This is a genomic window from Methylomicrobium album BG8 (assembly GCF_000214275.2).
Taxonomy (GTDB): domain Bacteria; phylum Pseudomonadota; class Gammaproteobacteria; order Methylococcales; family Methylomonadaceae; genus Methylomicrobium; species Methylomicrobium agile.
The window spans coordinates 2,247,687-2,270,267 of the sequence record NZ_CM001475.1; the positions used below are offsets into that span (position 1 = coordinate 2,247,687).

At 54.6% G+C, this 22,581-nt stretch carries 22 protein-coding genes; 14 read left to right on the plus strand and 8 right to left on the minus strand.

Translation table 11 applies throughout. From position 1 onward, the window contains the following. Window positions 1-58: 58 nt before the first annotated feature. Together METAL_RS09650 and ppx are read right to left on the minus strand one after the other, a co-directional pair. A complete protein-coding gene (locus tag METAL_RS09650; RefSeq protein WP_005371865.1) occupies window positions 59-1,339 on the minus strand; it encodes a YfiM family lipoprotein in 1,281 nt (426 codons plus the stop codon). A gap of 10 nt (window positions 1,340-1,349) precedes the next feature. Next, window positions 1,350-2,849, minus strand: a complete 1,500-nt coding sequence (ppx, locus tag METAL_RS09655) for an exopolyphosphatase (RefSeq protein ID WP_005371868.1) — start codon at window positions 2,847-2,849, stop codon at window positions 1,350-1,352. A gap of 140 nt (window positions 2,850-2,989) precedes the next feature. On the opposite strand from ppx, the gene METAL_RS09660 reads away from it, so the two are divergent. From METAL_RS09660 to METAL_RS09685, 6 genes are all read left to right on the plus strand, one after another. After that, a complete protein-coding gene (locus METAL_RS09660; RefSeq protein WP_005371870.1) occupies window positions 2,990-3,919 on the plus strand; it encodes an ABC transporter ATP-binding protein in 930 nt (309 codons plus the stop codon). After that, window positions 3,916-4,680, plus strand: coding sequence for an ABC transporter permease (locus METAL_RS09665; protein ID WP_005371872.1), 765 nt, complete (start codon window positions 3,916-3,918; stop codon window positions 4,678-4,680). The genes METAL_RS09660 and METAL_RS09665 overlap by 4 nt, the downstream gene beginning before the upstream one ends. 159 nt (window positions 4,681-4,839) lie before the next feature. Further along, window positions 4,840-5,067, plus strand: a complete 228-nt coding sequence (locus tag METAL_RS09670; RefSeq protein WP_005371874.1) for an OadG family protein — start codon at window positions 4,840-4,842, stop codon at window positions 5,065-5,067. An 82-nt stretch (window positions 5,068-5,149) separates the two neighbouring features. Further along, window positions 5,150-6,931, plus strand: coding sequence for a sodium-extruding oxaloacetate decarboxylase subunit alpha (gene oadA / locus METAL_RS09675; protein WP_005371877.1), 1,782 nt, complete (start codon window positions 5,150-5,152; stop codon window positions 6,929-6,931). A gap of 84 nt (window positions 6,932-7,015) precedes the next feature. Further along, window positions 7,016-8,143, plus strand: a complete 1,128-nt coding sequence (locus METAL_RS09680) for a sodium ion-translocating decarboxylase subunit beta (RefSeq protein ID WP_005371878.1) — start codon at window positions 7,016-7,018, stop codon at window positions 8,141-8,143. Window positions 8,144-8,564: 421 nt separating this feature from the next. Next, window positions 8,565-8,894, plus strand: coding sequence for a hypothetical protein (locus METAL_RS09685; RefSeq protein ID WP_005371880.1), 330 nt, complete (start codon window positions 8,565-8,567; stop codon window positions 8,892-8,894). A 106-nt stretch (window positions 8,895-9,000) separates the two neighbouring features. Here METAL_RS09685 and METAL_RS09690 read toward each other — a convergent pair whose 3' ends face one another. After that, complete coding sequence (locus METAL_RS09690) at window positions 9,001-10,194, minus strand: OmpA family protein (RefSeq protein ID WP_005371882.1); 1,194 nt, start codon at window positions 10,192-10,194, stop codon at window positions 9,001-9,003. Window positions 10,195-10,523: 329 nt separating this feature from the next. On the opposite strand from METAL_RS09690, the gene METAL_RS09695 reads away from it, so the two are divergent. Beyond that, the gene (locus METAL_RS09695; RefSeq protein WP_005371884.1) at window positions 10,524-11,000 is read left to right on the plus strand and encodes a helix-turn-helix domain-containing protein; all 477 of its coding nucleotides are present in this window, start codon (window positions 10,524-10,526) and stop codon (window positions 10,998-11,000) included. Here METAL_RS09695 and METAL_RS20710 read toward each other — a convergent pair. Beyond that, on the minus strand, window positions 10,951-11,517 hold the full coding sequence (locus METAL_RS20710; protein WP_084675376.1) for a tyrosine-type recombinase/integrase: 567 nt from the start codon (window positions 11,515-11,517) through the stop codon (window positions 10,951-10,953). The two genes, METAL_RS09695 and METAL_RS20710, sit on opposite strands and share 50 nt — an antisense overlap. Window positions 11,518-11,609: 92 nt before the next feature. Continuing rightward, window positions 11,610-11,852, minus strand: coding sequence for a hypothetical protein (locus METAL_RS20715; RefSeq protein WP_157203458.1), 243 nt, complete (start codon window positions 11,850-11,852; stop codon window positions 11,610-11,612). A gap of 48 nt (window positions 11,853-11,900) precedes the next feature. On the opposite strand from METAL_RS20715, the gene METAL_RS09700 reads away from it, so the two are divergent. The 4 genes from METAL_RS09700 (at window position 11,901) to queG (ending at window position 17,210) form a co-directional block, all read left to right on the plus strand. Further along, window positions 11,901-13,085 carry a TerD family protein gene (locus METAL_RS09700; protein WP_005371889.1) on the plus strand — a complete coding sequence of 395 codons (1,185 nt, stop codon included), beginning with the start codon at window positions 11,901-11,903 and terminating at the stop codon, window positions 13,083-13,085. Window positions 13,086-13,297: 212 nt separating this feature from the next. Further along, on the plus strand, window positions 13,298-13,753 hold the full coding sequence (locus tag METAL_RS09705; protein ID WP_005371891.1) for a tellurite resistance TerB family protein: 456 nt from the start codon (window positions 13,298-13,300) through the stop codon (window positions 13,751-13,753). Window positions 13,754-14,077: 324 nt separating this feature from the next. Further along, complete coding sequence (ftsH, locus tag METAL_RS09710; protein ID WP_005371893.1) at window positions 14,078-15,985, plus strand: ATP-dependent zinc metalloprotease FtsH; 1,908 nt, start codon at window positions 14,078-14,080, stop codon at window positions 15,983-15,985. A 103-nt stretch (window positions 15,986-16,088) separates the two neighbouring features. Then, window positions 16,089-17,210: a tRNA epoxyqueuosine(34) reductase QueG gene (queG, locus tag METAL_RS09715; protein WP_005371896.1), complete on the plus strand. Its 1,122-nt coding sequence runs from the start codon at window positions 16,089-16,091 to the stop codon at window positions 17,208-17,210. 26 nt (window positions 17,211-17,236) lie between these two features. Here the strand turns inward: queG and METAL_RS09720 are convergent, their stop codons facing one another. Then, window positions 17,237-17,794: a MarR family winged helix-turn-helix transcriptional regulator gene (locus tag METAL_RS09720; protein WP_031431633.1), complete on the minus strand. Its 558-nt coding sequence runs from the start codon at window positions 17,792-17,794 to the stop codon at window positions 17,237-17,239. Between the two features lie 233 nt (window positions 17,795-18,027). Between METAL_RS09720 and METAL_RS09725 the strand changes: the two genes are divergently transcribed. Then, the gene (locus tag METAL_RS09725) at window positions 18,028-18,294 is read left to right on the plus strand and encodes a DUF2024 family protein (protein ID WP_005371903.1); all 267 of its coding nucleotides are present in this window, start codon (window positions 18,028-18,030) and stop codon (window positions 18,292-18,294) included. 14 nt (window positions 18,295-18,308) lie between these two features. Here METAL_RS09725 and rsgA read toward each other — a convergent pair whose 3' ends face one another. Beyond that, window positions 18,309-19,196 carry a ribosome small subunit-dependent GTPase A gene (gene rsgA, locus METAL_RS09730; RefSeq protein ID WP_005371906.1) on the minus strand — a complete coding sequence of 296 codons (888 nt, stop codon included), beginning with the start codon at window positions 19,194-19,196 and terminating at the stop codon, window positions 18,309-18,311. After that, a complete protein-coding gene (locus METAL_RS09735; RefSeq protein ID WP_031431634.1) occupies window positions 19,196-20,446 on the minus strand; it encodes a M48 family metallopeptidase in 1,251 nt (416 codons plus the stop codon). The genes rsgA and METAL_RS09735 overlap by 1 nt, the downstream gene beginning before the upstream one ends. Window positions 20,447-20,546: 100 nt before the next feature. Between METAL_RS09735 and orn the strand changes: the two genes are divergently transcribed. Beyond that, on the plus strand, window positions 20,547-21,113 hold the full coding sequence (gene orn, locus METAL_RS09740; protein WP_005371910.1) for an oligoribonuclease: 567 nt from the start codon (window positions 20,547-20,549) through the stop codon (window positions 21,111-21,113). Between the two features lie 193 nt (window positions 21,114-21,306). Beyond that, complete coding sequence (serS, locus tag METAL_RS09745) at window positions 21,307-22,581, plus strand: serine--tRNA ligase (RefSeq protein WP_005371911.1); 1,275 nt, start codon at window positions 21,307-21,309, stop codon at window positions 22,579-22,581.

Below are 22,581 nucleotides of genomic sequence, written 5' to 3' on the forward strand. Positions count from 1 at the left end.
AACGAAACGCAAGATTAGGCGTAATAACGGAGGTTAAGCCTTGCCGTTCCGAAGGATTTTATTGGTTGGGCTGAATCTGATAGATCGACAGGGCGGCAATGCGGGCGTCGATTTCTTTCGAAATCTTTTGATATTCCGGGCTGTCGATCGCTCCGAAACGTTTCCTGAATTCTTCCGCGCTCATTTTTTCCGGTAGGTCTCGCGGATCCGGCATGAATTCGCTGTAGCTTCGGATCGCGGACATCGCTTTTTGAATTTTTCGGGCATTTTCGGGCGTCGAGGTCGCGATTTCACCGAAGCGGGTGCCGGCCTTGTCGGCGGCCAGATCGATGAAGCTGAAACCGCTGCCGCCGTCCGCGTCGCTCAATTCCTTCTGTTCGCCCATGACTTTCGCGAGCTTGCCGTTGACCGAGGCGGTCAAGGCGGCGGCGCCGATGAAATGTTGGGCCAGATCGATACGCTTGTACATAAACGCGGAGTATTGAGGTTTTTCGGCCGTTTTGATGTCCGTGACGTCGAGCAGCTTGGGAAGCTGGTATTTGTTCACATAATCGTTTACGGTAAAAATCACCAGACGGTTTTCCTCGATCGCACTTTCGGGCGTCGAGCGATTGAAAGCCAGTTGGAACATCGGCTGCAGCAGTTCGGCAAGCGACAGCCGCCATTCGGGGTCGTGATTTGCGACGATTTCGGCCAGTTTGGTTTTATAGACGGCCTGTGCCGGGTTAGCGCTGCTGTCGGCGAGAAAATTTCTTGCCTGCCGCAGCGTCTCGGCGCTCGAAAAATAAGTGATCGAAACCTTTTCATCGTCGATCTCGACAGCTTCGATCGGGTGAGTCGCCAACAAATAATATTCGCGCAGCGAAGTGTTCTGGATAATCCGTTCGATCACCCAGGCGGCGAATCGGGCGGGAAGCAGTAATTTTCCGATCTTGAATTTGGTGATGCCGGGCAATTCGCCGATCGAATCGTTGCCGAGCCGGAAGCTGACATTCAGGAACTTGCCGAGGAGATTGTCCGGCAGGGTGGCCGTCACGTTGCAGCGCAGCTTGTGGTCTTTCAGTTGAATATGGACCGCACTTTTCCAATATCGGTTCAGCAGGTAATTGGCGGCCAGATTCAGATCGCTTTCGGTCAGTTCGATGGTGTCGAGCTCGTCCGGTTTGACTTGCGCGCCTTCGTGCAGAATCTTTTTCGCACGCGCGATGTCTTCATGGGTCAGTTCCCAGCCGAGCCCGATCACGTCGGGTTTGTTGCCGACGCCGAACAGCACGATCGCCACGCACAACGCCAGGATCGTGAAGACGCTATAAACGATCAAGCGGAGTATGAGCTTCATGCGGGAGGCTTCAGGAAAAATCCAGTTTGAAACCGCTCTGTTTCAGGTAATCGGCTTCCTGCATCAGATCGGCATGTGTTAAAGGGGATTCGTTCAGCCAGTTTTTCGGAAAGGTCAGCCGGATTTTGGTCTTTTCGATCGCAATCTTGAACTCCGGCAGGTCTGCATCGAAGCGGTTGCGGCGCAGCAGTACCGCGAGCCGCAAAATGATGCTCAGGTAAGGCGCCAGATCTTTCCAGGGGGGCGGCAGGGCGGCGAACAAGGAGCGGACGAATTTGCGCCGGTGCGTCCTGACCAGGGTGGCCAACAGGATTTGATCCTGTCTCGAGAACCCGGCCAGATCGCCGTTCTCGATGATGTAAGCGCTGTGTTTGTGATAGCCGCTGTGTGCGATGTCGCGGCCGATTTCGTGCAAATCGGCCGCCCAGTTCAAGTATTGGGTAATCGTATCGTTGTCGATCGGATTCTTTTCGTTGCTCAATTGCGGCAGCATATAAGCGATCGTTTGCTTGATGCGTGCCGCATGCGGCTTGTCGGTGTGGAAGCGTTTGGCCCAACTCTCCACGGTGGCGGAACGGATATCCCGATCGAATATCCGTCCCATCAGGTCCTGGATCAGTCCTTCCCGCAAGGCACCCTCGGAGACCACCATTCGATCGATGCCGAGGCTTTTGAAAGTCGCATACACGATGGCGACGCCGCCCGGAAAAACCGGCAGGCGGTTGGGGTTCAGGTCGGGCAGCTTCAAATCGTTGATGTGGTTGCAGTGCCCGATATGCGCGGCCAGTTGCTCCAATCCTTCCAGGGTAATGCCGTCATGGCTCCAGTTTTTCAGTTTCAGCACTTTGTCGATCGCACGCAATGTTCCCGAGGCGCCGATCGCCTTGTCCCATTTATTCCGGCGGAATGTTTGCTGGAACGGTTCCAGTTGCTGTTCGGCGAACAACACTGCTTGGCCAAAGGCGTTTTTGGAGAGTTTGCCGCCTTTGAAGAATTGATTGCTGAGCGTTACGCAACCCATGTGCAGGCTTTCTTTTTCGCAGGGAGAATCGCCGGTTCCAAGGATATATTCGGTGCTGCCGCCGCCGATATCCATCACCAGCCGGGTGTTGTCGTCGCTTCCCAGGCTGTAGGAAACCCCCAAATAGATCAGGCGGGCTTCTTCGATTCCGGAAATGATGTCGATCGGGTGGTTGAGCGCCTTTTCGGCTTTGCTCAGGAACTCCTGCGCATTATTCGCAATCCGCAATGTATTCGTGCCGACCGCGCGCACGCTGCCGGGCGGAAAATGACGTACCCGTTGGCCGAACCGTTCGAGGCAGGCGAGGGCTCGGGCCTGGGTTTCGGCATCGATCTCATCGTTTTTGTCCAAGCCGGAGGCCAGTCTGACCATTTCGCGTATCCGGTCCTGGATTTGCAGTTTGCCGTCCCTGAGGGTGCAGACGATCATATGAAAGCTGTTGGAGCCGAGATCGACGGCGGCAACGATTTCGGGTAGTTTTTTTGGCACGGTTGATCCGGTTAAAGCAACAGAATGGTTTTAATTCTGATAAAATTGGATGGTTTTTTGCTTGTGGTTTTGTTTGGCCGAAATTGTTTCGCCGCTTAATTTAACTGATTTGAAGGATTTCGTTAAGCAAATAGTTTTTTATGAATGCATTATCTCTACGTAATCTCCGGAAAACCTACAGCAACGGGTTCGAGGCCCTGAAGGGTATTGATCTGGATGTCGAAGCGGGCGACTTTTTTGCGCTGCTGGGGCCGAACGGCGCAGGCAAGTCCACCGTAATCGGGATTATCTGTTCGCTGGTCAATGCAAGCAGCGGAACGATGACGGTCTTCGGACACGATGTGCGGAGGGAAAGGAACAAGGCGAAAAACTGCATCGGCGTGGTGCCGCAGGAAATCAACTTCAACCAGTTCGAAACGGTCGGGAGCATTCTGCTCAATCAGGCCGGTTATTATGGGGTGCCGCGCAAACTGGCGCTGCAGCGATCGGAAAAATGCCTGAAGCAGATGGAGCTTTGGGACATGCGCGATACCGTCTCGCGGCGTCTGTCCGGCGGCATGAAGCGCCGGGTGATGATCGCGCGGGCGATGATGCATGAGCCGAAACTGCTGATTCTGGACGAGCCGACGGCCGGCGTCGATATCGAGATTCGCCGCTCGATGTGGAATCTGATGCGCGAGGTCAACGGGCAGGGCACGACGATCATCTTGACCACCCACTATCTGGAAGAAGCGGAAAGCCTGTGCCGGAACATCGCCATCATCGATCAGGGCCGAATTGTCGAACATTCCGATATGAAGAGTCTTTTAGCGCGTCTGAACATCGATCATTTTCTGCTCGACCTGGCCGATCCGGTCGCAGCGGCGCCCGTGATCGAGGGGGTGCACATCGAACGGGCGTCCGATCGGGTCCTGGATGTCAGCGTGCCAAAAACGTTCGGGCTTAACCAGTTGTTCAGCCGGTTGAGCGAGCAGGGGATCAAGGTGATCAGTCTGAGGAACAAGTCCAACCGGCTGGAACAGCTATTTCTGGACCTGATCGACGCAAAAGCGTCGGGAGCCGCCCGATGAATTCCGGCGTTGCTTTTCGCACGATTGCCGTTAAGGAAATCCACCGGTTTTTCCGGATCTGGCCGCAGACGCTGTTGCCGCCGGCAATCACCACCGCCCTGTATTTCCTGATTTTCGGCAAGTTGATCGGTGCCAGGATCGGCACGGTGGGCGGAGCGAACTATCTCGACTATATCGTGCCGGGCATTATCCTGATGTCGGTGATCAGCCATTCGTATTCGAACGTGGTATCGTCCTTTTATTCGACCAAATTTCAGCGCCATATCGAGGAACTTCTGGTCGCGCCGGTGCCGAACTGGGTGATTCTGGGCGGTTATGTGACCGGAGGGATCGTGCGCGGACTGGCGGTCGGCGGCGTGGTCGCGCTGATTTCGCTGATATTTGCGCCGGTCAGTGTCCATCATGCGGGAATCTGCCTGTCGATCGCGCTGTTGACCGCGACGCTGTTTTCGCTGGCCGGATTTATCAATGCGGTGTTTGCGGAAAGCTTCGACGATATTTCGATCATCCCGAATTTTCTCCTGACGCCGCTCAGTTATCTCGGAGGCGTGTTTTTCTCTGTCGACATGCTGTCCGGCCACTGGCAAACGATCGCGATGGGGAATCCGATTCTTTACATGGTCAACGCCTTTCGTTACGGCATGATCGGAACGACCGACATCGATATCGGCCTGGCATTCGGAATGACCGGAGGGTTTGTCATCCTGCTGACTTTATTCAGCCTTTATCTGCTGCACAAAGGGGTGGGCATCAAAAATTGACGGCCGGGCGTTGGATGAAATCGCAGAGATGAACGGTTCCCTGTTTTGCGCGCAACTGCGGTTAATTTAGGGATTTGCTCATCTTTAATTTGTTTAGATGCAGGGTTTTAGGGATAATGCAGCCCAAATGACTACAGTTTTTGAGATGGGTAAGGCTTTATGGCGGAACTGATGAGAAGCGGTGTCGAGTTGATGATTGTCGGCATGGGCATCGTCTTTTTATTTTTAGCATTATTGGTCGTCGCGATCAATACGATGTCTTCGCTGATCCAGCGTTTTTTTCCAGAACCGCCTAAAGCCGCCAAAGCTGTCAACATCGAAACGGATAAAGCGACCGTCGCGGCCATTACGGCAGCCGTGCACCAATACCGAAGCAAAAACAGGTAAAAACCTGTTTGCTCAATCACTTGCTGATGGCCCGTCGAGGCTATGAAACCAACTTTTTAAGGATTCTGGAGAAGATTTAAGAATGGCGAAAGAGAAGATCAAGCCTTTGGCGATCACCGAAGTCGCGTTGCGTGATGCGCACCAGTCGATTTTTGCGACTCGGATGCGTATCGAGGACATGCTGCCGATTTGCGAAAAACTTGATCAGGTGGGCTATTGGTCGATCGAGTCCTGGGGCGGGGCGACTTTCGACGCCTGCATCCGGTATCTCGGCGAAGACCCGTGGGAAAGATTGCGCCTGTTGAAGGCCGCGATGCCGAAAACCCGCCAGCAAATGCTGTTGCGCGGGCAGAATTTGCTCGGTTACCGGCATTTCGCCGATGACGTGGTCGACAAGTTCATCGAACGCAGCGCGGTCAACGGGATCGACGTGTTCCGGATTTTCGACGCCATGAACGACATGCGCAATATCGAACACGCGGTCAGGGCGGTACTCAGAACCGACGCACACGCCCAGGGTACCATCTCTTACACGACCAGTCCCGTGCATACCCTGGATTCGTGGGTCGATCTCGGCAAGCAGATCGAAGACATGGGCGCCCACTCGATCTGCATCAAGGATATGGCCGGCCTCTTGAAACCTTACGAGGCGTTCGAACTGGTTTCACGCCTGAAAAAGAGCACTTCGCTGCCGGTCCACCTGCATTGCCATGCGACGACCGGTTTGAGCGTCCCGAGCCTGATCAAGGCGGCCGAAGCTGGCGTCGATATGGTCGATACGGCCATTTCTCCGCTCAGCATGACCTACAGCCACAGCCCGACCGAAACGATTGTGGCGAGCCTCGAAGGGACCGATCGGGAAACCGGTTTGGAGTTGGCCAGGCTCGAAGAAATCGCCGAGTACTTTCGGGATATCCGCAAAAAATACGTGCAGTTTGAAGGCAGTTTGAAAGGCGTCGATAGCCGCATTCTGATTGCCCAAGTACCGGGCGGCATGCTGACCAACATGGAAAGCCAGTTGAAAGAGCAGGGCGCCGCCGATAAATTCGATGAAGTGATGCACGAAATTCCGCGCGTGCGCGAAGACCTGGGCTTCATTCCGCTGGTCACCCCGACTTCGCAGATTGTCGGTACCCAGGCGGTACTCAACGTCATCAGCGGCGAACGCTATAAAACGATTACCAAGGAAACGGCCGGCCTTCTGAAAGGCGAATACGGAGAGACTCCGGCGCCGGTCAACAAACAACTACAGGAACGCGTGCTCGAGGGCGGGGCGCCGATCACCTGCCGGCCGGCCGATCTGATAGCCCCGGAAATGGGCAAGCTGGTCGCCGACTTAAAGGAAAAGGCCGGGAAAGAAGGCGTCAAGCTGGCCCAGAATGTCGAAGAGGACGTGTTGATCAATGCGATGTTCAACCAAGTCGGCTGGAAGTTTTTGGTCAACCGCGGCAATCCTTCCGCATTTGAAGCTCCGCCGACCGGTGAAACGGGCGGAGTGTCCGTAAAAGCCCAGGGGCAGGCCGCGCAGGCGATCGAGTCTTATGTAGTCAATGTCGATGGCCGAAACTTTAATGTGGTCGTGGGGCCGAGTGGTGCAGGCCTGACGATCGAGCCTGCCGCCCAGCCGATCGTGGTTCCGCAGCCGGGCACCGGCGGCGTGGTCATCGAAGCGCCGATGGCCGGCAACATCCTGAAGATTCTGGTCGGGCCAGGCAGTGTGGTAGCAGCCGGCGAGGTGGTCGTGATCATGGAAGCGATGAAGATGGAGACCGAAGTGCGCTCCAAATTCGCGGGCGTCGTCAGTGCCGTCCATGTCAAGGAAGGCGGAGGCGTAGCAGGCGGCGATGCCCTGATTACTTTATAAGCGTATTGGCTACCGCACAAGGGGAGTATTTTGCCGCGGGCAAACGGACAGTTGCTGTAACATCATTTCATTTCACGATCATCCATGGAAAACGTAATTTCACTTTGGCAGAGCACCGGCCTTTACAACATGAGCAGCGGCCAGGCTTTCATGATACTGGTCGGCTTCGTGCTGTTGTATCTGGCGATCAAAAAAGGATTCGAACCTTTGCTGCTCTTGCCGATCGGCTTCGGCGCGGTGCTTAGCAATATTCCGGTTGCCGGTATTTCGGAGGAGGGAGGGCTGCTTTACTATCTCTACTTCGGCATCAAGACCGGCATCTTTCCCTTGTTGATTTTCATGGGCGTCGGTGCGATGACCGATTTCGGGCCGATGATCGCGAATCCGAAAACCCTGCTGCTCGGCGCCGCTGCGCAGCTAGGCATCTTCGCGTCCTTGCTGGGCGCGTTGGCGCTGAACATCGTGCCGGGGCTCGAGTTTTCGCTTCGGGATGCGGCCGCGATCGGGATCATCGGCGGCGCCGACGGACCCACCGCGATCTATGTTGCCTCCCGGCTCGCGCCTGACTTGCTCGGGGCGATCGCGGTCGCCGCCTATTCCTACATGGCGCTGGTGCCGCTGATTCAGCCACCGATCATGCGCGCGCTGACGACCGAGGAAGAACGTAAGATCGAGATGCAGCAATTGCGCGCCGTCAGTAAGACCGAAAAAATCGTGTTTCCGCTGATGTTGTTGACGCTTTGTATTCTGGTGCTGCCTTCTGCGGCGCCGCTGGTCGGCATGTTCGCGTTGGGCAATCTGATGAATGCATGTGGCGTGGTCGAACGCTTGAGCCAGACCGCGCAGAATGAGCTGATCAATATCGTCACGATCTTTTTGGGCCTGTCGGTCGGATCGAAGCTCAGCGCGGAAGCCTTCCTGCAATACAAAACGCTCGGCATTCTGGCGCTGGGTGCGGCCGCGTTCGCGATCGGTACGGCCGGCGGCGTGATGATGGCGAAAATCATGAACCGGTTCAGCAGCACCCAGATCAATCCGTTGATCGGGGCAGCCGGAGTTTCCGCCGTACCGATGGCCGCCCGCGTTGCGAATAAATTGGGTCTGGAAAGCAATCCCCATAATTTCCTGCTGATGCACGCGATGGGGCCGAATGTGGCTGGCGTGATCGGTTCGGCGGTAGCGGCGGGCGTATTGTTGAGCCTGGTCAAATAGTTCTGGATATGTTTCTGTTTTGTTAAGATTTGGTGGCTCATAACTTTCCCCTCTCGTTCCCCCACCGAGCGCTTAGATTACCCTAAAGGGCACAAACCGCTGTAGGGTACGCTGTTTACCATTGGAGGGTAAAAAGGTATGCACTCGGCAACGGCTTCCTGCGTTGCCCCATCTCCTACATCCCTGCAGTCGTCGGCAATTGCTCTGTCCTTAGACCACCTTTTAGTGGTGGCATTGCTCCCGATCGCCTGTTCCCGACACGATCTACCTCCCCCATCCCTGGGGTCGTACCTGCTGCATGAAGGGATGGCGTGAATGCAGAGATTGCACGACTGCAGGAGGTAGGACAACGCAGGGAGCGGTTGTCGAGGAGTAAATCTCTGCCCATGCAATCGAGCGTACTTCACCGCTAAAAATAGTGATGGAGCTTTATCAGTGGGAAGTCGATTATTCCTTGGCGGATAGTTTATTGCTAGGGGTGGCTATGAGGTGTGAGCAATTGGATGGTGTTAAGCTCGACAGTGGCCAACAGGCGTATCTGTACAAGAGAGATGTCGAGGTGATTTTGTCATTGATGGAATTGGAAGAGGTTGATGAGGTGATCATCCATGATGATGTGTCCCAATCTCTGAGAAAATGGTGGTGGCGCCTCGGAAAATTGCGGCACAAAACCTATCCGGCCGATCTTTTACCCGGTCACTTGAGGGCTGTTTATCGGGAATACGCAAAAATCGATATCAAGCCGCTTTAAAGCCGCTCCGGCTTTTCCTGGTGGGGAGAAGCCGGAGAGGTCTTATGGAGAGGAATACCGGAAGGTTTGCATAAACCCACCTCCCGGTATTGGAAAACGCCTGGTATTAGTGGAGAACCTTCAGTTCGACGCGGCGGTTGTTCGCGCGGCCTTCTTCGGTATCGTTGGTATCGATAGGGTGAGTCAGGCCGTAACCGACCGGCGTCAATACTGCGTTGCTGCCGACATGTTGGCTCAGGTAATTGGCCACTGCTGCCGCACGCCGTTCGGAAAGTTTCTGGTTGTACCCGGCCGAGGCGGTATTGCTGGTATGGCCTTGTACTTCAATCGTCACCCCCGGATTATTGTTGATGACCTGGGCCGCTCTGTCCAGTTCTTCGTGGTACTCAGGCTTGATATTGCTCTTGTCATTGTCGAACTTGACGTCCACGATCCAGCAGCCGAATTGATTGATATGAGCACCTTTCAGCGTATTGGGGCACTGGTCGTTGCAATCGTTGACGCCGTCGCCGTCGCTGTCGAGCGATTCACAGCCGGGAGCCGCCACGGGGGGCGCCGGTTTCAGGAAAACATTTTTGACGAATTCCGCCATGCCGTCCGGCGTTGCGATGTTTTCCGCATCGGTGCGAAAACCGCAGCCGGCGATATCGGACAAGCTGTTCAGCAATAATTTGCCGTTCTCTTCGTGTTTGTTGCCGACCCAGACCGAGTAAACGCAAAGCCGGTCGCCGTATTGCTGTTTCAGGGCCTGTACGGCTGGAACCGGGCTGGCCTGGAGTTCGTATCCGTCGCTGAGGATCAGCAAAGCGATACGGCCCGAGGTTCCGGAGAGATCGGAAGCTGCGGCTTCGGCCGCAGCGTTCATGGGGGAGCCGCCGCTTGCGCAAGTCAGGGTATCGATTCCTGCATTGAAGGTGGATTTGGAATAAGCGGTCAGCGGCAGATTATAGAGCGTGCTGCCCCATCCGCTGCAAGGACCGAAACCGAAGCTGCGGATGCCGGAGGTCAATTTCAGGTCGGGAATGGTCTGGTTTATTCGGGAAAGAATGGTTTTTTCAACCGAAAGTTTTGCGGGCGCATGGCCGGACGTGAAGCCGGAGCCGAGATAATCTTCGCTCATCGAAGAGGAAGAATCATTAATCACGTAAAAATTGTCGGTTTTTTGTTGATACTGCCCGGAGGTCAGTAATTCATTCAGATCCCTGGCCGAAAAAGGCTCGGTCGTACTTACGGGAGTCGAAGCGCAACCGGAAAGGAATAATGCCCCCAGCGACGCGGCGGCAATGAGTGATTTATTCATTGAAAGTCTCCTTGTTACAAAACGATGAGATAAGTTATTGCGCAGTATCAGCAACAGTCCCGGATTCTAACATTGTCGATATGTTTTGAGTAGTTTATTTTGAGGCGAGTTGAACTTTTAAGATATTCTTCATACAAACTCGCCCTCTACTTTATGCCTGACGATTTTTATTTTTTTGCATCGATGAACACAATTTCGGCATGGCAAACGGCGCCTCGCCGCGTTGCCGGCCAGCCTCAATACTCTAGTAGTCAGTTATTATAAAACAAAGTTATAGAAACTATTTTTAATGTATGGCATGAATATAAGGTTTCGCTTTGGGGTAAATCATGCCCGCCATCAAATATAAAGTAAACTTGATTGAGGATGAAAAACTTTATTTGCAAACCATGGTTAGCAAAGGCAAGAGTGCCGCGCGTAGCCAAACGCGGGTGCGGATCCTGTTGAAAGCCGCGGAAGGAATGCCAGGTAAATACATCATTGCCGCATTGGATGTCTCACCGTCGATGGTCGCCGAAACTCGTCAGCGGTGCGTGGAAGAAGGTTCGGAAGCGGCGTTGAAAGATCGTTCCTGTCCCGGCCACGCCCCCAAGCTAACCGACAAACAGGCCGCGCATCTCATTGCTATTGCGTGCAGTGCGGCGCCACCCGGGCATAATCATTGGAGGTTGCGTCTGTTGGCGGACAAAGTGGTGGAATTAGCCTATGCGCCGTCATGCAGCTACGAAACTATCCGTCAGCTTTTAAAAAAACACGCTAAAACCTTGGCAAAAACCGGAATGGTGCATTCCGGAAGTCAGTGCTGATGGACCATCCAGAATGCAGCGTAATTTGTTGTACCTGCTGAACCGTTAAACCATGTTCGAGCAGCTGACTGGTTGCTTCATGCCGAAGATCATGGAATCGAAGATCTTCAATCTGTAAGAACCGGCAAGCCCGCGAGAAGTACTCTCCGATTGTGTTGCTGTTGTACGGGAAGATGTATTTTTTGCTCGTCTGAGGTTGCCGCATGATGATCTTGTACGCGCTCAACGGCAGCTTAGCCTTTTTCACTAAATCGCGCTTTTTCGGGTCCTTTAAATTTCTGACCCAAATTGTTCTATGCGCACGGTTTACGTCCGCCCACTCCAGTCTGGTAATTTCCGATTCCCGCCGCGCCGAATAGACGCAAACCACATCAATTCTGCCATGCGTCCGTCCAGTATGTTCGTGTCTTTGAAATAACGGGTGAGCTGCCATAACTCCTGTCAAATCGTTAGCGGTCATAGGGTGGACGTCGACCTTCGATAAGTCGCAACCCAGCTCCTGTGTAGGTCTGCGCATTTCGTCCGCCCGGACGGCGGAAGGTCCGCCAAATATTGATTGATTACGTCTGCCAGCGGCAGGCGGCCCTTTTTCGCGTAGACCTCTGCTTCCTACAGTTCGATTTCGCGCCTTGCCCCCCAGTCCTTAGCGATCCGTTGCCGGTCGAACGTCTTGCTCTCACGATACACGACAATTCCGCTTTTTTTGACTACAATCTCAGCTTTAAATTTAACCGTTCCGTCTGCTTTGGTGATTTTTCGTATATGCGCCATATTCAGTCCGCCTAATGCGACCGCCCGACGAAACAGGCGGACAATAAACGGACCTAATTTATACCAAAATACACCAAACAAAACTAATCATTACAATGCCATACAAATACAATCGAAAGGAGCAAGCCGATGTATGACAGGATTGATATGATCGCCGGACAAAATTGCCCGTTGCCCGTGCCGGCGCTGCATGTCACCGTTATGACGGGCCGCAAAATCTCCGGCCCCGATCTCGATATGAGCGCCTTTCTGTTAAATGCGCAGGGCCAAGTGTCCCAGGACGAGGATTTTGTTTTTTACAACCAGCCCCTTCGCGCCGATCAGGGCGTCGAGCTTGAGCCCGAGCAGAACCGTTTGACGCTGCATCTGGACCGCACCCAGCCATCCGTGCAAAAAATCGCGTTGACGATGACGATTACCGACGGGCAGGTGAAAGGCCGGAGTTTTGCAGAAGTTCAGCATGTGACCGTGCTGGTCAAGGATTTCCTGACCGGATTCGAGATTGCCGGCTTTGTGCTCGATACGGCCAAAAACCAGGAAACCGCATTGATTTTGGTCGAGTTTTACCGGCATCAGGACAACTGGAAGCTGCGCGCGGTCGGCCAGGGCTTTGTCGGAGGTTTACAGCCTTTGGCCGAATTTTACGGGGTCGATGTGAGCGAGGGCGAATCGGGTCCTGCGCCCTTGCCGGAGCCGTCGCCCCAGAAGCTCAATTTAAGCAAGATCACCCTCGACAAACGCGGCCAGTCGATCTCGCTGGAAAAAAACCGGAACGGCCTCGGTGAGATTATCGTCAATTTGAACTGGAATTCGACCCCGACCAAATCGCCGGGCCTGTTCGGCAGAAAGGCGGAAGGCATCGATCTCGATCTGGCCTGTCTTTGGGAATTTCAGGACGGCGTCCGAGGTGCCGTGCAGGCTTTAGGCGGGCACTTCGGCAATTTGCAGCAGTTTCCGTTCATCGAACTGGATCAGGATGACCGGAGCGGCCGTTCGATCGGTGGCGAAACGATGCGTATCAATGGAAATTACTGGCATGAATTCAGCCGGGTGCTGATTTTTGCATTCATTTACGAGGGCGTGCCGAACTGGTCGCATGTCGATGCGGTGATCACGATCAAGTCCCATCATCAGCCGGACATTGAAGTGCGCCTCGATAGCCACCGTAACGATCAGTTCATGTGCGCGATTGCGATGCTGGAAAATGTGAACGGCCAGTTGCGCATCACCAAACTGGTCGATTACTTTTCCGGCCACCAGCAGATGGATTATGCTTACGGCTGGGGTTTAAATTATGTGGCGGGCAGTAAATAGGGAGGTTGTTTTCTGCAGACGGAATCGTATCGGCGGGCAGGCGCTGTAAAAAAACTTCCTGCAGACAAAAAAATCGGGCGTGTTTGATTTGCCGTTATTTTAGCTGTGCCGGTGTCTTTTGGAGTATAAACAGGATATTATTTGTCAAATGAGCATTAATCGAAAGCCGTTTTATTTTATTCAAAAACCCTAATATAAGAAGGAGTTAATCCGTGAGTTTCGAAAGTTTCTTGAGTCAACTGAAAAACAAAGCCAGTGAATTAAAAACGGAAGCGTTGAAATTCAAGAACAAGGATTTTCTGAACGCTGCGATGGCCGCTTCCGCATTGATTGCGATGGCCGACGGCAGCATTACCGGTGAAGAAAAGCAAAAAATGATCAAGTTCATCGAAAGCAACGATGCCCTGTCGGTATTTACGACCAGCGATGTGATCAAGGCGTTTCAGGATTTCGTCGGCCAGCTCGAATTCGATAAGGACATCGGCGAAGCCAAGGCTTTCCAGGCCCTGGGCAAGCTCAAGTCGAATAACGAGGCGGCCCGTCTGTTGATGCGGATGATTATCGCAATCGCTTCGTCCGACGGTAATTTCGATCTGTCCGAGAAAAAAGTGGCGGTCAGGATCGCGAATGAACTCGGCGTGAGTCCGGCGGAGTTTGAACTAGTTTAAATATTACACTATGATGAAAATCAACGAGTATCTCTTCGATTAGATTGAGTCATTTGGCGTACTTCCTACAATAATAATCAACGTCACTTGTACGCGGACGTCCGATAATCCTTATTTCAGCCGGCCGCGAAGTAAAAGGATTTGCAATCCCGGCCATCGTGTTAGGGAGGGGCGGGGTATCGGTTGGAATCGACGGTTTCTCCGACTTGGAAATTCCACCAGGGATGGTACTTGCCGGTATTCATCGGGCATCAGGATGCCCGTTGATGCAGGTTAACCCATGATTATTGCCCAAGTCGAATATTGGGCGCAGGAGACGTTACCATGAAAGCAACTCTACAAAACCTGCTATTTTGGACAGCCCTTATTGTAGGTTCCCTGCTGATTTTCAATCAGATCAATTCATCCCCTGCGGTATCGGAAGATACTATCGCTTATTCGGATTTCCTCGCCAAGGTCAAGGCGAAGCAGGTCGCACGCGTCGAAATCATGGGCGACCATGTCAAGATCCGCACGAACAACGGCCAGGAATATCAAACTTACGATCCAGGCGACCCGCATATGATCGACGACCTGCTGGCCGCCGGGGTGCAGATCCGGACGATACAGCCGCCGCAACGGTCGTTCCTGATGGATATATTCATATCCTGGTTTCCGATGCTGCTGTTGATCGTCTTGTGGATCGTCTATATGAGAAGGGCGCAGGGTGGAAGCGGCGCGGGCAGTTTCGGCAAGAGCAAGGCAAAGCTGCTGGAAGAAGACAAGCGCAAAGTGATGTTTGCGGACGTGGCCGGCTGCGAGGAAGCGAAGGAAGAAGTGGTCGAACTGGTCGACTTCCTGTCCGATCCGCAGAAATTCCAGAAGCTCGGCGGCCAGATTCCGCGCGGGATTCTGATGGTGGGCCCGCCGGGCACCGGCAAGACCCTGCTGGCGCGGGCCATTGCCGGGGAGGCCGGAGTCAAGTTCTTCACCATCTCCGGCTCGGACTTCGTCGAAATGTTCGTCGGGGTCGGGGCGTCCCGGGTGCGGGACATGTTTGCGCAGGCCAAAGAGCATGCGCCCTGCATCATCTTCATCGACGAAATCGACGCGGTGGGCCGCCAGCGCGGCGGAGCCGGCTTCTCCGGCGGCAACGAAGAACGCGAACAGACCCTGAACCAATTACTGGTCGAGATGGACGGCTTCAACGGCAACGAAGGGGTGATCGTGATCGCGGCCACCAACCGCGCCGACATCCTCGACAAAGCCCTGTTGCGGCCCGGCCGTTTCGACCGCCAGGTCAACGTCGGCCTGCCCGATGTGAAAGGCCGCGAACAGATCCTGAACGTGCACATCAAAAAAGTGCCGGCCGGAGCCGACGTCGAACTCAAATACATCGCCCGCGGCACCCCGGGCTTCTCCGGGGCCGATTTGGCCAACCTGGTCAATGAAGCGGCCTTGTTCGCGGCCCGTGCCAATAAACAGGAAGTCACCATGGCCGACCTGGAGAAAGCCAAGGACAAACTGCTGATGGGGGCCGAACGCCACACCATGGTGATGACCGAAGACGACAAGCGGCTGACCGCCTACCACGAAGCCGGGCACTGCATCGTCGGGCGGCTGGTGCCCGAGCACGATCCGGTGTACAAGGTCAGCATCATGCCGCGGGGCCGGGCTTTAGGGATTACCATGTTCCTGCCCGAGCAAGACCAGTACAGCGCCAGCAAGCGCAAACTGGAAAGCCAGATCTCCAGCCTGTTCGGCGGGCGCATCGCCGAACAGATGATCTATGGCGGCGACCGGGTCACCACCGGCGCCTCCAACGACATCGAGCGGGCGACCGAACTGGCGCGCAACATGGTCAAGCGCTGGGGGTTCTCGGACAAACTCGGGCCGCAGGTGTACGGCGAAGAGAGCGGCCAGCCGTTCATGGGCTACGCCTCGCCGGGCTCCTCGTTCTCGAACGAGATCGCCCACCAGATCGATGAAGAGATCAAGGCGGTGATCGACCGCAACTACCACCGGGCCGAGCAGATCCTGACCGAGCACGTCGACATCCTGCACCAGATGGCCGAGGCGTTGATGAAATGGGAAACCATCGACAAGCGCCAGATCGACGACCTGATGGCCGGCCAGGAGCCGCGGCCGCCGCTCGACGACAGCGATGCCTCCGGCCCCACGGCTTTGCACAAACCCGATAAGGGCGACGACCGGAGCATCAATATCGGCAGGCCGGTAGGGGGACGGATATGAGGCCGGTCAAAGGGCGGCACTGAAGCGCAGTACCGGAAATTTCCCAGTGAAGGGCGGCTTCGGCCGCCCTGTTTGTTTTATAGCCTGATTGAAAAGTTTGACGATGTCATCCATCCGTAATGATGAAGACCTGCGGTGGCTCGCCGTACAGATCAAGCAATGGGGCCTGGAACTGGGCTTCCAGCAAGTCGGCATTGCCGACACCGACCTGGAGCAGGCCGAGCGGCATCTGCAGGCCTGGCTGGACGATGATTTTCACGGCGAAATGGACTACATGCACCGGCATGGGCTTAAGCGCAGCCGTCCTGCTCTTTTACAGCCGGGCACCGTGCGAATTATTTCGGTACGGATGGATTATCTTCCCGAGCCGTCGGACGCAATGCACAAAGCCCTGGCCGGCCCCGTCGAAGCGTATATTTCGAGATATGCGCTTGGTCGTGATTATCATAAACTGATCCGCAGCCGTCTGCAGAAGCTGGCCGATAAAATTCAGGTGGAAACCGGTCCGTTCGGCTACCGGGCGTTCGTCGACAGCGCTCCGGTGCTCGAAAAGGCGTTGGCGGAAAAAGCCGGACTCGGCTGGATAGGCAAGCATTCCAATTTGATCAACCGTAAAGCGGGTTCCTGGTTTTTTCTGGGGGAAATCTATACCGATCTGCCGTTGCCGATCGATCCGCCGGCCGCAATGCATTGCGGATCGTGCGCCGCTTGTTTGGACATCTGCCCGACCCGGGCGATCGTGGCGCCTTTCCGGGTCGATGCGCGCCGGTGCGTTTCTTATCTGACGATCGAACTGCACGGTTCAATTCCGGAAACCCTGCGGCCATTGATCGGCAATCGGATTTACGGCTGCGACGATTGCCAATTGATCTGCCCCTGGAACCGTTTCGCCAAATTGACCGCCGAAAACGACTTCAGGCCGAGACATCGGCTGAATGCGCGGCACTTGCTCGATGTGTTCGCTTGGGACGAACAGACCTTTTTGACCCGGACCGAAGGTTCCGCGATCAGGCGGATCGGTTACGAGCGCTGGCTCAGGAATATCGCAGTTGCCCTCGGGAATGTCCCTCACGCTCCGAAAGCGGTCGAGGCTTTAAAAGCTAGGCTGGGGCATTCGTCCGAGCTGGTCAAAGAGCATGTGCGATGGGCATTGGACAGACAATCAGCAAAGCGGGAAGAACTGGCCTGCTCGTCCGCCTTCGTAAAAGGCGCGACAAGCGATTAAAATCGTTGTCGAGTTTAGTTTTCGTGCTAATTGACCGTATGTTCCTGGCAAATCTTTTCGCTGTCTTTCTGGCTGAGTTTTTCCTGGGTCAGCCCGCAGAAGAAACCGTCGCTTTGGCGAGTGAAATATTTACAGGTTTTGCATAGACCGAATGTCTGAAATTTGTGCGCCTTTTGCAGAGCCACTAACGTATCCGAGAAGACTTTTTCCGTGTCAGTGGTATCTTCATTCAGAAATGTCGAGGCCTGTCGGAAAAATTCGGTGGACCGGGCTTCGGACAATACCGCTTCGCCTTCCTCCAGAAGGCTGAGATGCACCATGCGACGGTCATTACTGTCGGTCTTTTTTTTGATATAGCCTTTTTTTTCCAGAAGCTGCAGCGTTTGCGAAACGGTGCCGCGGGTCATGCCCAGGTAGTTGGTCAGCGCAGCAGGCGAGTCGCTGAAGCGGTTGCAGCGCGATAGATAATCCAGAACCTGAAAATGGACCGGCTGCAGCCCGAGTTCGGTGCATTTCTTCCGTTCTTCGGACCGAATCAATGCTGACATACGCTCAATGACTTCAAATATGGCTATTTTTTCCATTACGTTCATATGTACTCAAAAATTCTTGACATTGAACGGTATTATACCATACTCTATCAACATATCGAATCGATACTATATGAAAGTTACTTTATTTTAAGGGATTTTCGTAAGTTGCAAGAGCGATTCGGTTTCTTGTAAAGTCGTGCAAATTCTTCAAATTCGGATAATATCCCTCAGTAAAGCATTTTATGCGCCGGTGGCTCGCTCCACCGGTTTTTTATGGAATCACTATGCCCGTTTCTCACGTATTCGACACTTATGCAAAAAAGGCCAAAGGCGGCATCATGCATTTCGATGTGGTCATCGACGAACAGGATCCGCAAAAAGCGCTGGAATGTGCCAGAAAATGGCTCGAAAGCGTCGGTCATTCCGACGCAGTAGTTACCCAGGAGACATGCTATTTCTGCCATAGCGCCGAAGCGCCCGCCGAATTGCGCAAGCAAATCGACGAGCAGGGCTATGCGATATACAAACTGGAAGGCTGCCCGAAAGATTAGTCAACAAAGATTAGTTAACGCGGCTTTAAAGGAATTTTATCTTTAAGCTTCAGAAAACGCCGGTAGCGGCACTCGGATATTGTACCCTTTTCGACCGCCGTGCGTATCGCGCAACCTTTATCCTGTTCGTGTCGACAATCGTTAAAGCGGCAATTGCCGATATACGGGCGGAATTCCTTGTAGCCGTATGCCAGTTCGTCCGCCGTCAAATCGGCCAATCCAAAGATCGCGACACCAGGACTGTCTATCAGATTGCCGCCTTCCTTGAGATGATAAAGGGTAGCGGCGGTAGTCGTATGCCGGCCGAGTTTGGCCGACGCGGAAATCGCATTGATCTTGATTTCCTTGTCGGGAATGAATACGCGGGTCAGAGAAGACTTGCCGACCCCGGACTGCCCGGTAAAGATGCTGACTTGCCCCTGTAGCGCTTGTTTCAGTCCTTCCAGCCCCATGCCGGTTTTCGCGCTGACTTTGTAGATGGGATACCCGAGCCCGACATAAACCGCAAGCTCTCGATCCGCTTCCTCCGTCCCCGGCAAATCGGCTTTGTTCAGAACCAGCGCTACCTTGAAATTGCTGTTTTCGCAGATTGCCAGGTATTGATCGATCAGCAGGCAGTCGTAGCGCGGCTCCATCGCGAAAATCACGACGACCCTATCGATGTTGGCCGCCACCGGCCGGGTTTTACCGTTACGGGCCGGGCGCATCAACAGGGAATGCCGGGGCAGAATTTCCTCGATCCGGCCCTGGCCGGGGGCGGCTTCCGACCATAACACCTTGTCGCCCACGGCGATGGTATCCAGTTTTCTGAGCGGCTGGCAGAGAATGATTCGGCCGTTATTTTCAACCGCGATACCTTGGCCGAGATGCGCGATTGCCAGCCCTTCCTTCACCTCAGCCACTATCGAGCCGCCATTTTCGCCTCCAGATGCGCTATCCGGATTGCAGCCGGCGGATGGCTGTAGTGAAAGGCCGAATAGAGCGGGTCGGGCGTCAGCGTACTGGCGTTTTCTTCATAGAGTTTGACCAGGCCGCTGATCATTTTAGTGGCCTGGGCATGGTCGGCGGCAAAGCTGTCCGCTTCGAATTCGAACTTGCGCTGGAAAAACGCGCTGATCGGCTGCATGAAAAACGTGAACACAGGTGAAACCAGCATGAACAGCAGCAGTGCGGCCGCATTCGATTTCTGCTGTACGCCGAGACCCGTATAAAACCAGGACTGATCGATCAGCCAGCCGAGAATGCCGAGGCTGATCAGGCTCATTAGCGCAGTCGCGGCCAGCATCTTGATCACATGCTTGCATTTAAAGTGCCCCAGTTCATGGGCCAGCACCGCCTCGAGCTCTTCGTCGTCCAGCGATTTGATCAGCGTATCGAAAAACACGATCCGTTTGTTGTTGCCCAGCCCGGTGAAATAGGCGTTGCCGTGGCCGGAGCGTTTGGAGCCGTCCATCACGAAAATGCCCTGACTGCTGAAACCGCAGCGGTCCAGCAGTTTCTGGATCCGGGCTTTCAGCGCGCCTTCTTCCATCGGCGTGAATTTGTTGAATAACGGCGCGATTACCGTCGGGAACAGCCAGCTCATCAGCAGGGAGAAGCCCATCATGATCGCCCAGGCCAGAAGCCACCAATAAGCGCCGACATTTTCCATCACCCACAAAATCAGCGCCAGCAACGGCAGACCGATGATGGCGCCCAGCACCAGTTGCAGCGCATGATCCTTTAAGAACTGTTTGAGCGTGCTTTTGTTGAAACCGAATTGTTCTTCGATCACAAACGTCTGATAGAGGCTGGTAGGCAATTCCAGCAATGACATGGCCAGAAAAATCGTTGCGCTGGCCACGACACCGGCAAGGATCGGCGATTCGATAACCGATGACCAGAACGTAAACGCGAGATTTATGCCGCCGCCCAGGGTCAGCAGCAATAGCACCACCAGTCCCAGAATGCTGTCGACCTCGCCGAGTTTTCCTTTTGCAAGGGTATAGTCCGCCGCTTTTTGATGCGCAGCCAAGGGCACCGACTTGGCGAATGCAGGGGGGACTTCGGCGCGATGGGCCATCACATACGCGGCCTGGCGCCGGGACAGCCAAAATTGCAAGGAATAAGAAATCGCCAGTGCGACGATAAAAATAACGGTAAAGGTATTCATGGTCATCTGATTATAATCGGATTATTTTAAGAAATAGCCATACAGATTCGCCAATGCTACACTAATCGGAACTTTATGAACATAATGGGAGAGGTATTAAATGGCATTGGACTCGGATCGTCTTGTCTGGATAGACTTGGAGATGACGGGATTAAATCCCGATCAGGACGTGATCATCGAGATTGCGACGATCGTGACCGACAAGGATTTGACGATCTTGGCGCACGGCCCTGTGATCGCGGTGCATCAGCCCGACTCGATACTGGTCGAGATGGACGAATGGAATCAGCAGCACCACAGCCAGTCGGGCCTGATCGACCGGGTCAAGGCTTCCGAAATCGATACCGTCGAAGCCGAGCGGCAGACGCTTGAGTTTTTAAGGCAATGGCTTCCGGACAGAACCTCGCCGATGTGCGGCAACACGATAGGGCAGGACCGGCGCTTCCTGTTCCGCTACATGCCGCAGTTGGAAGCCTTCTTTCATTACCGCAGCATCGATGTATCGACTTTGAAAGAATTGGCGGCGCGCTGGGCACCGGAGATCAAGGACGGCTTCACCAAAGTTTCGGCCCATCGGGCTCTGGACGACGTCAAGGAGTCCATCGATGAACTTCAATACTACCGGGAGCATTTCATCGCTTCCCGCTTCACAGGCAAGCGCGGTTAACCACGCGAGATGAATCATTCGATCGTGATCGCGCTCGGCGGCGCGTTTGGTTCGGTAGCTTGAAGGCGACGCCCGTATCGGCAAGGCGGTCGAAACCCTGCAATCCCGGCTGCATTTCGGTCATATCGTCGGCTGGCCGACTCATGCACATTTGACCTAGATTTTTTTATTGAGAGACTGATAACCATTCACCATGTTGGACCCAAAGTTATTTAGAACCGAACTCGATTACGTGACCGAGCAGTTGGCCAGGCGCGGCTTCGCTTTCGATGCGGAAGCGTATGCGGAACTGGAAGGCCGCCGCAAGGACGTACAGGTCAGAACCCAGGACCTGCAAAACGAACGCAACAGCCGTTCGAAAACGATAGGGCAGGCCAAAGCCAAAGGCGAGGATATTCAGCCGTTAATGGACCAGGTTCAGCATCTCGGCGATCAATTGCGGCAGGCCGAGAGTGAACTTACCGAAATCCAATCGTCGATCACCGCCATGCTGGAATATATCCCGAATATTCTCGACGTCTCGGTGCCCGACGGCAAGAACGAGGACAGCAATGTCGAAATCAGCCGCTGGGGCACACTGCCTGAATTCGATTTTACCCCGAAGGATCATGTCGATCTCGGCGCAAGGAACAAACGGATGGATTTCGAGCTCGGCGCCAAGCTGAGCGGCGCGCGCTTCGTGGTGCTGAACGGCGCGCTGGCCCGGCTGCAGCGGGCGATCATTCAGCTGATGCTCGATACGCACGCCGGCGAACACGGCTACTGCGAAACCTATGTGCCGTACCTGGTCAATGCGGACAGCCTGCGCGGCACCGGCCAGCTGCCGAAGTTCGAGACGGACTTGTTCAAGGCGGACGGCAATCCGCCGCTGTACCTGATTCCGACCGCGGAAGTGCCGGTCACCAATATCGTCCGCGACGTGATTCTCGACGCGAAAGAGCTGCCGCTGAAGCGGGTCTGCCACAGCCCGTGTTTCCGCAGCGAAGCCGGCGCCTACGGCCGCGACGTGCGCGGGATGATCCGCCAGCACCAGTTCGAAAAAGTCGAGATCGTACAGATCGTCAGGCCGGACGATTCCGCAAGGGCGCACGAAGAACTGACCCGGCATGCGGAAGTCATTCTGGAAAAACTGAATCTGCCCTACCGCCGGATGCTGCTGTGCGCCGGCGATACCGGTTTCTCGTCCGCCAAAACTTACGACCTCGAAGTCTGGCTGCCGGGACAGGGCGTTTACCGCGAAATTTCCTCGTGCAGCAATTTCAAAGACTTTCAGGCGCGGCGGCTGCAGGCACGCTGGCGCAATCCGGAAACGGGGAAGCCGGAACTCGTGCATACGCTGAACGGATCGGGACTGGCCGCCGGCAGAACGCTGATCGCAGTGCTCGAAAACTACCAGGATGCCGAAGGCCGGATCCGCATTCCGGAAGCCCTTCTGCCTTACATGGGCGGCCTGGAATACATCGAATAG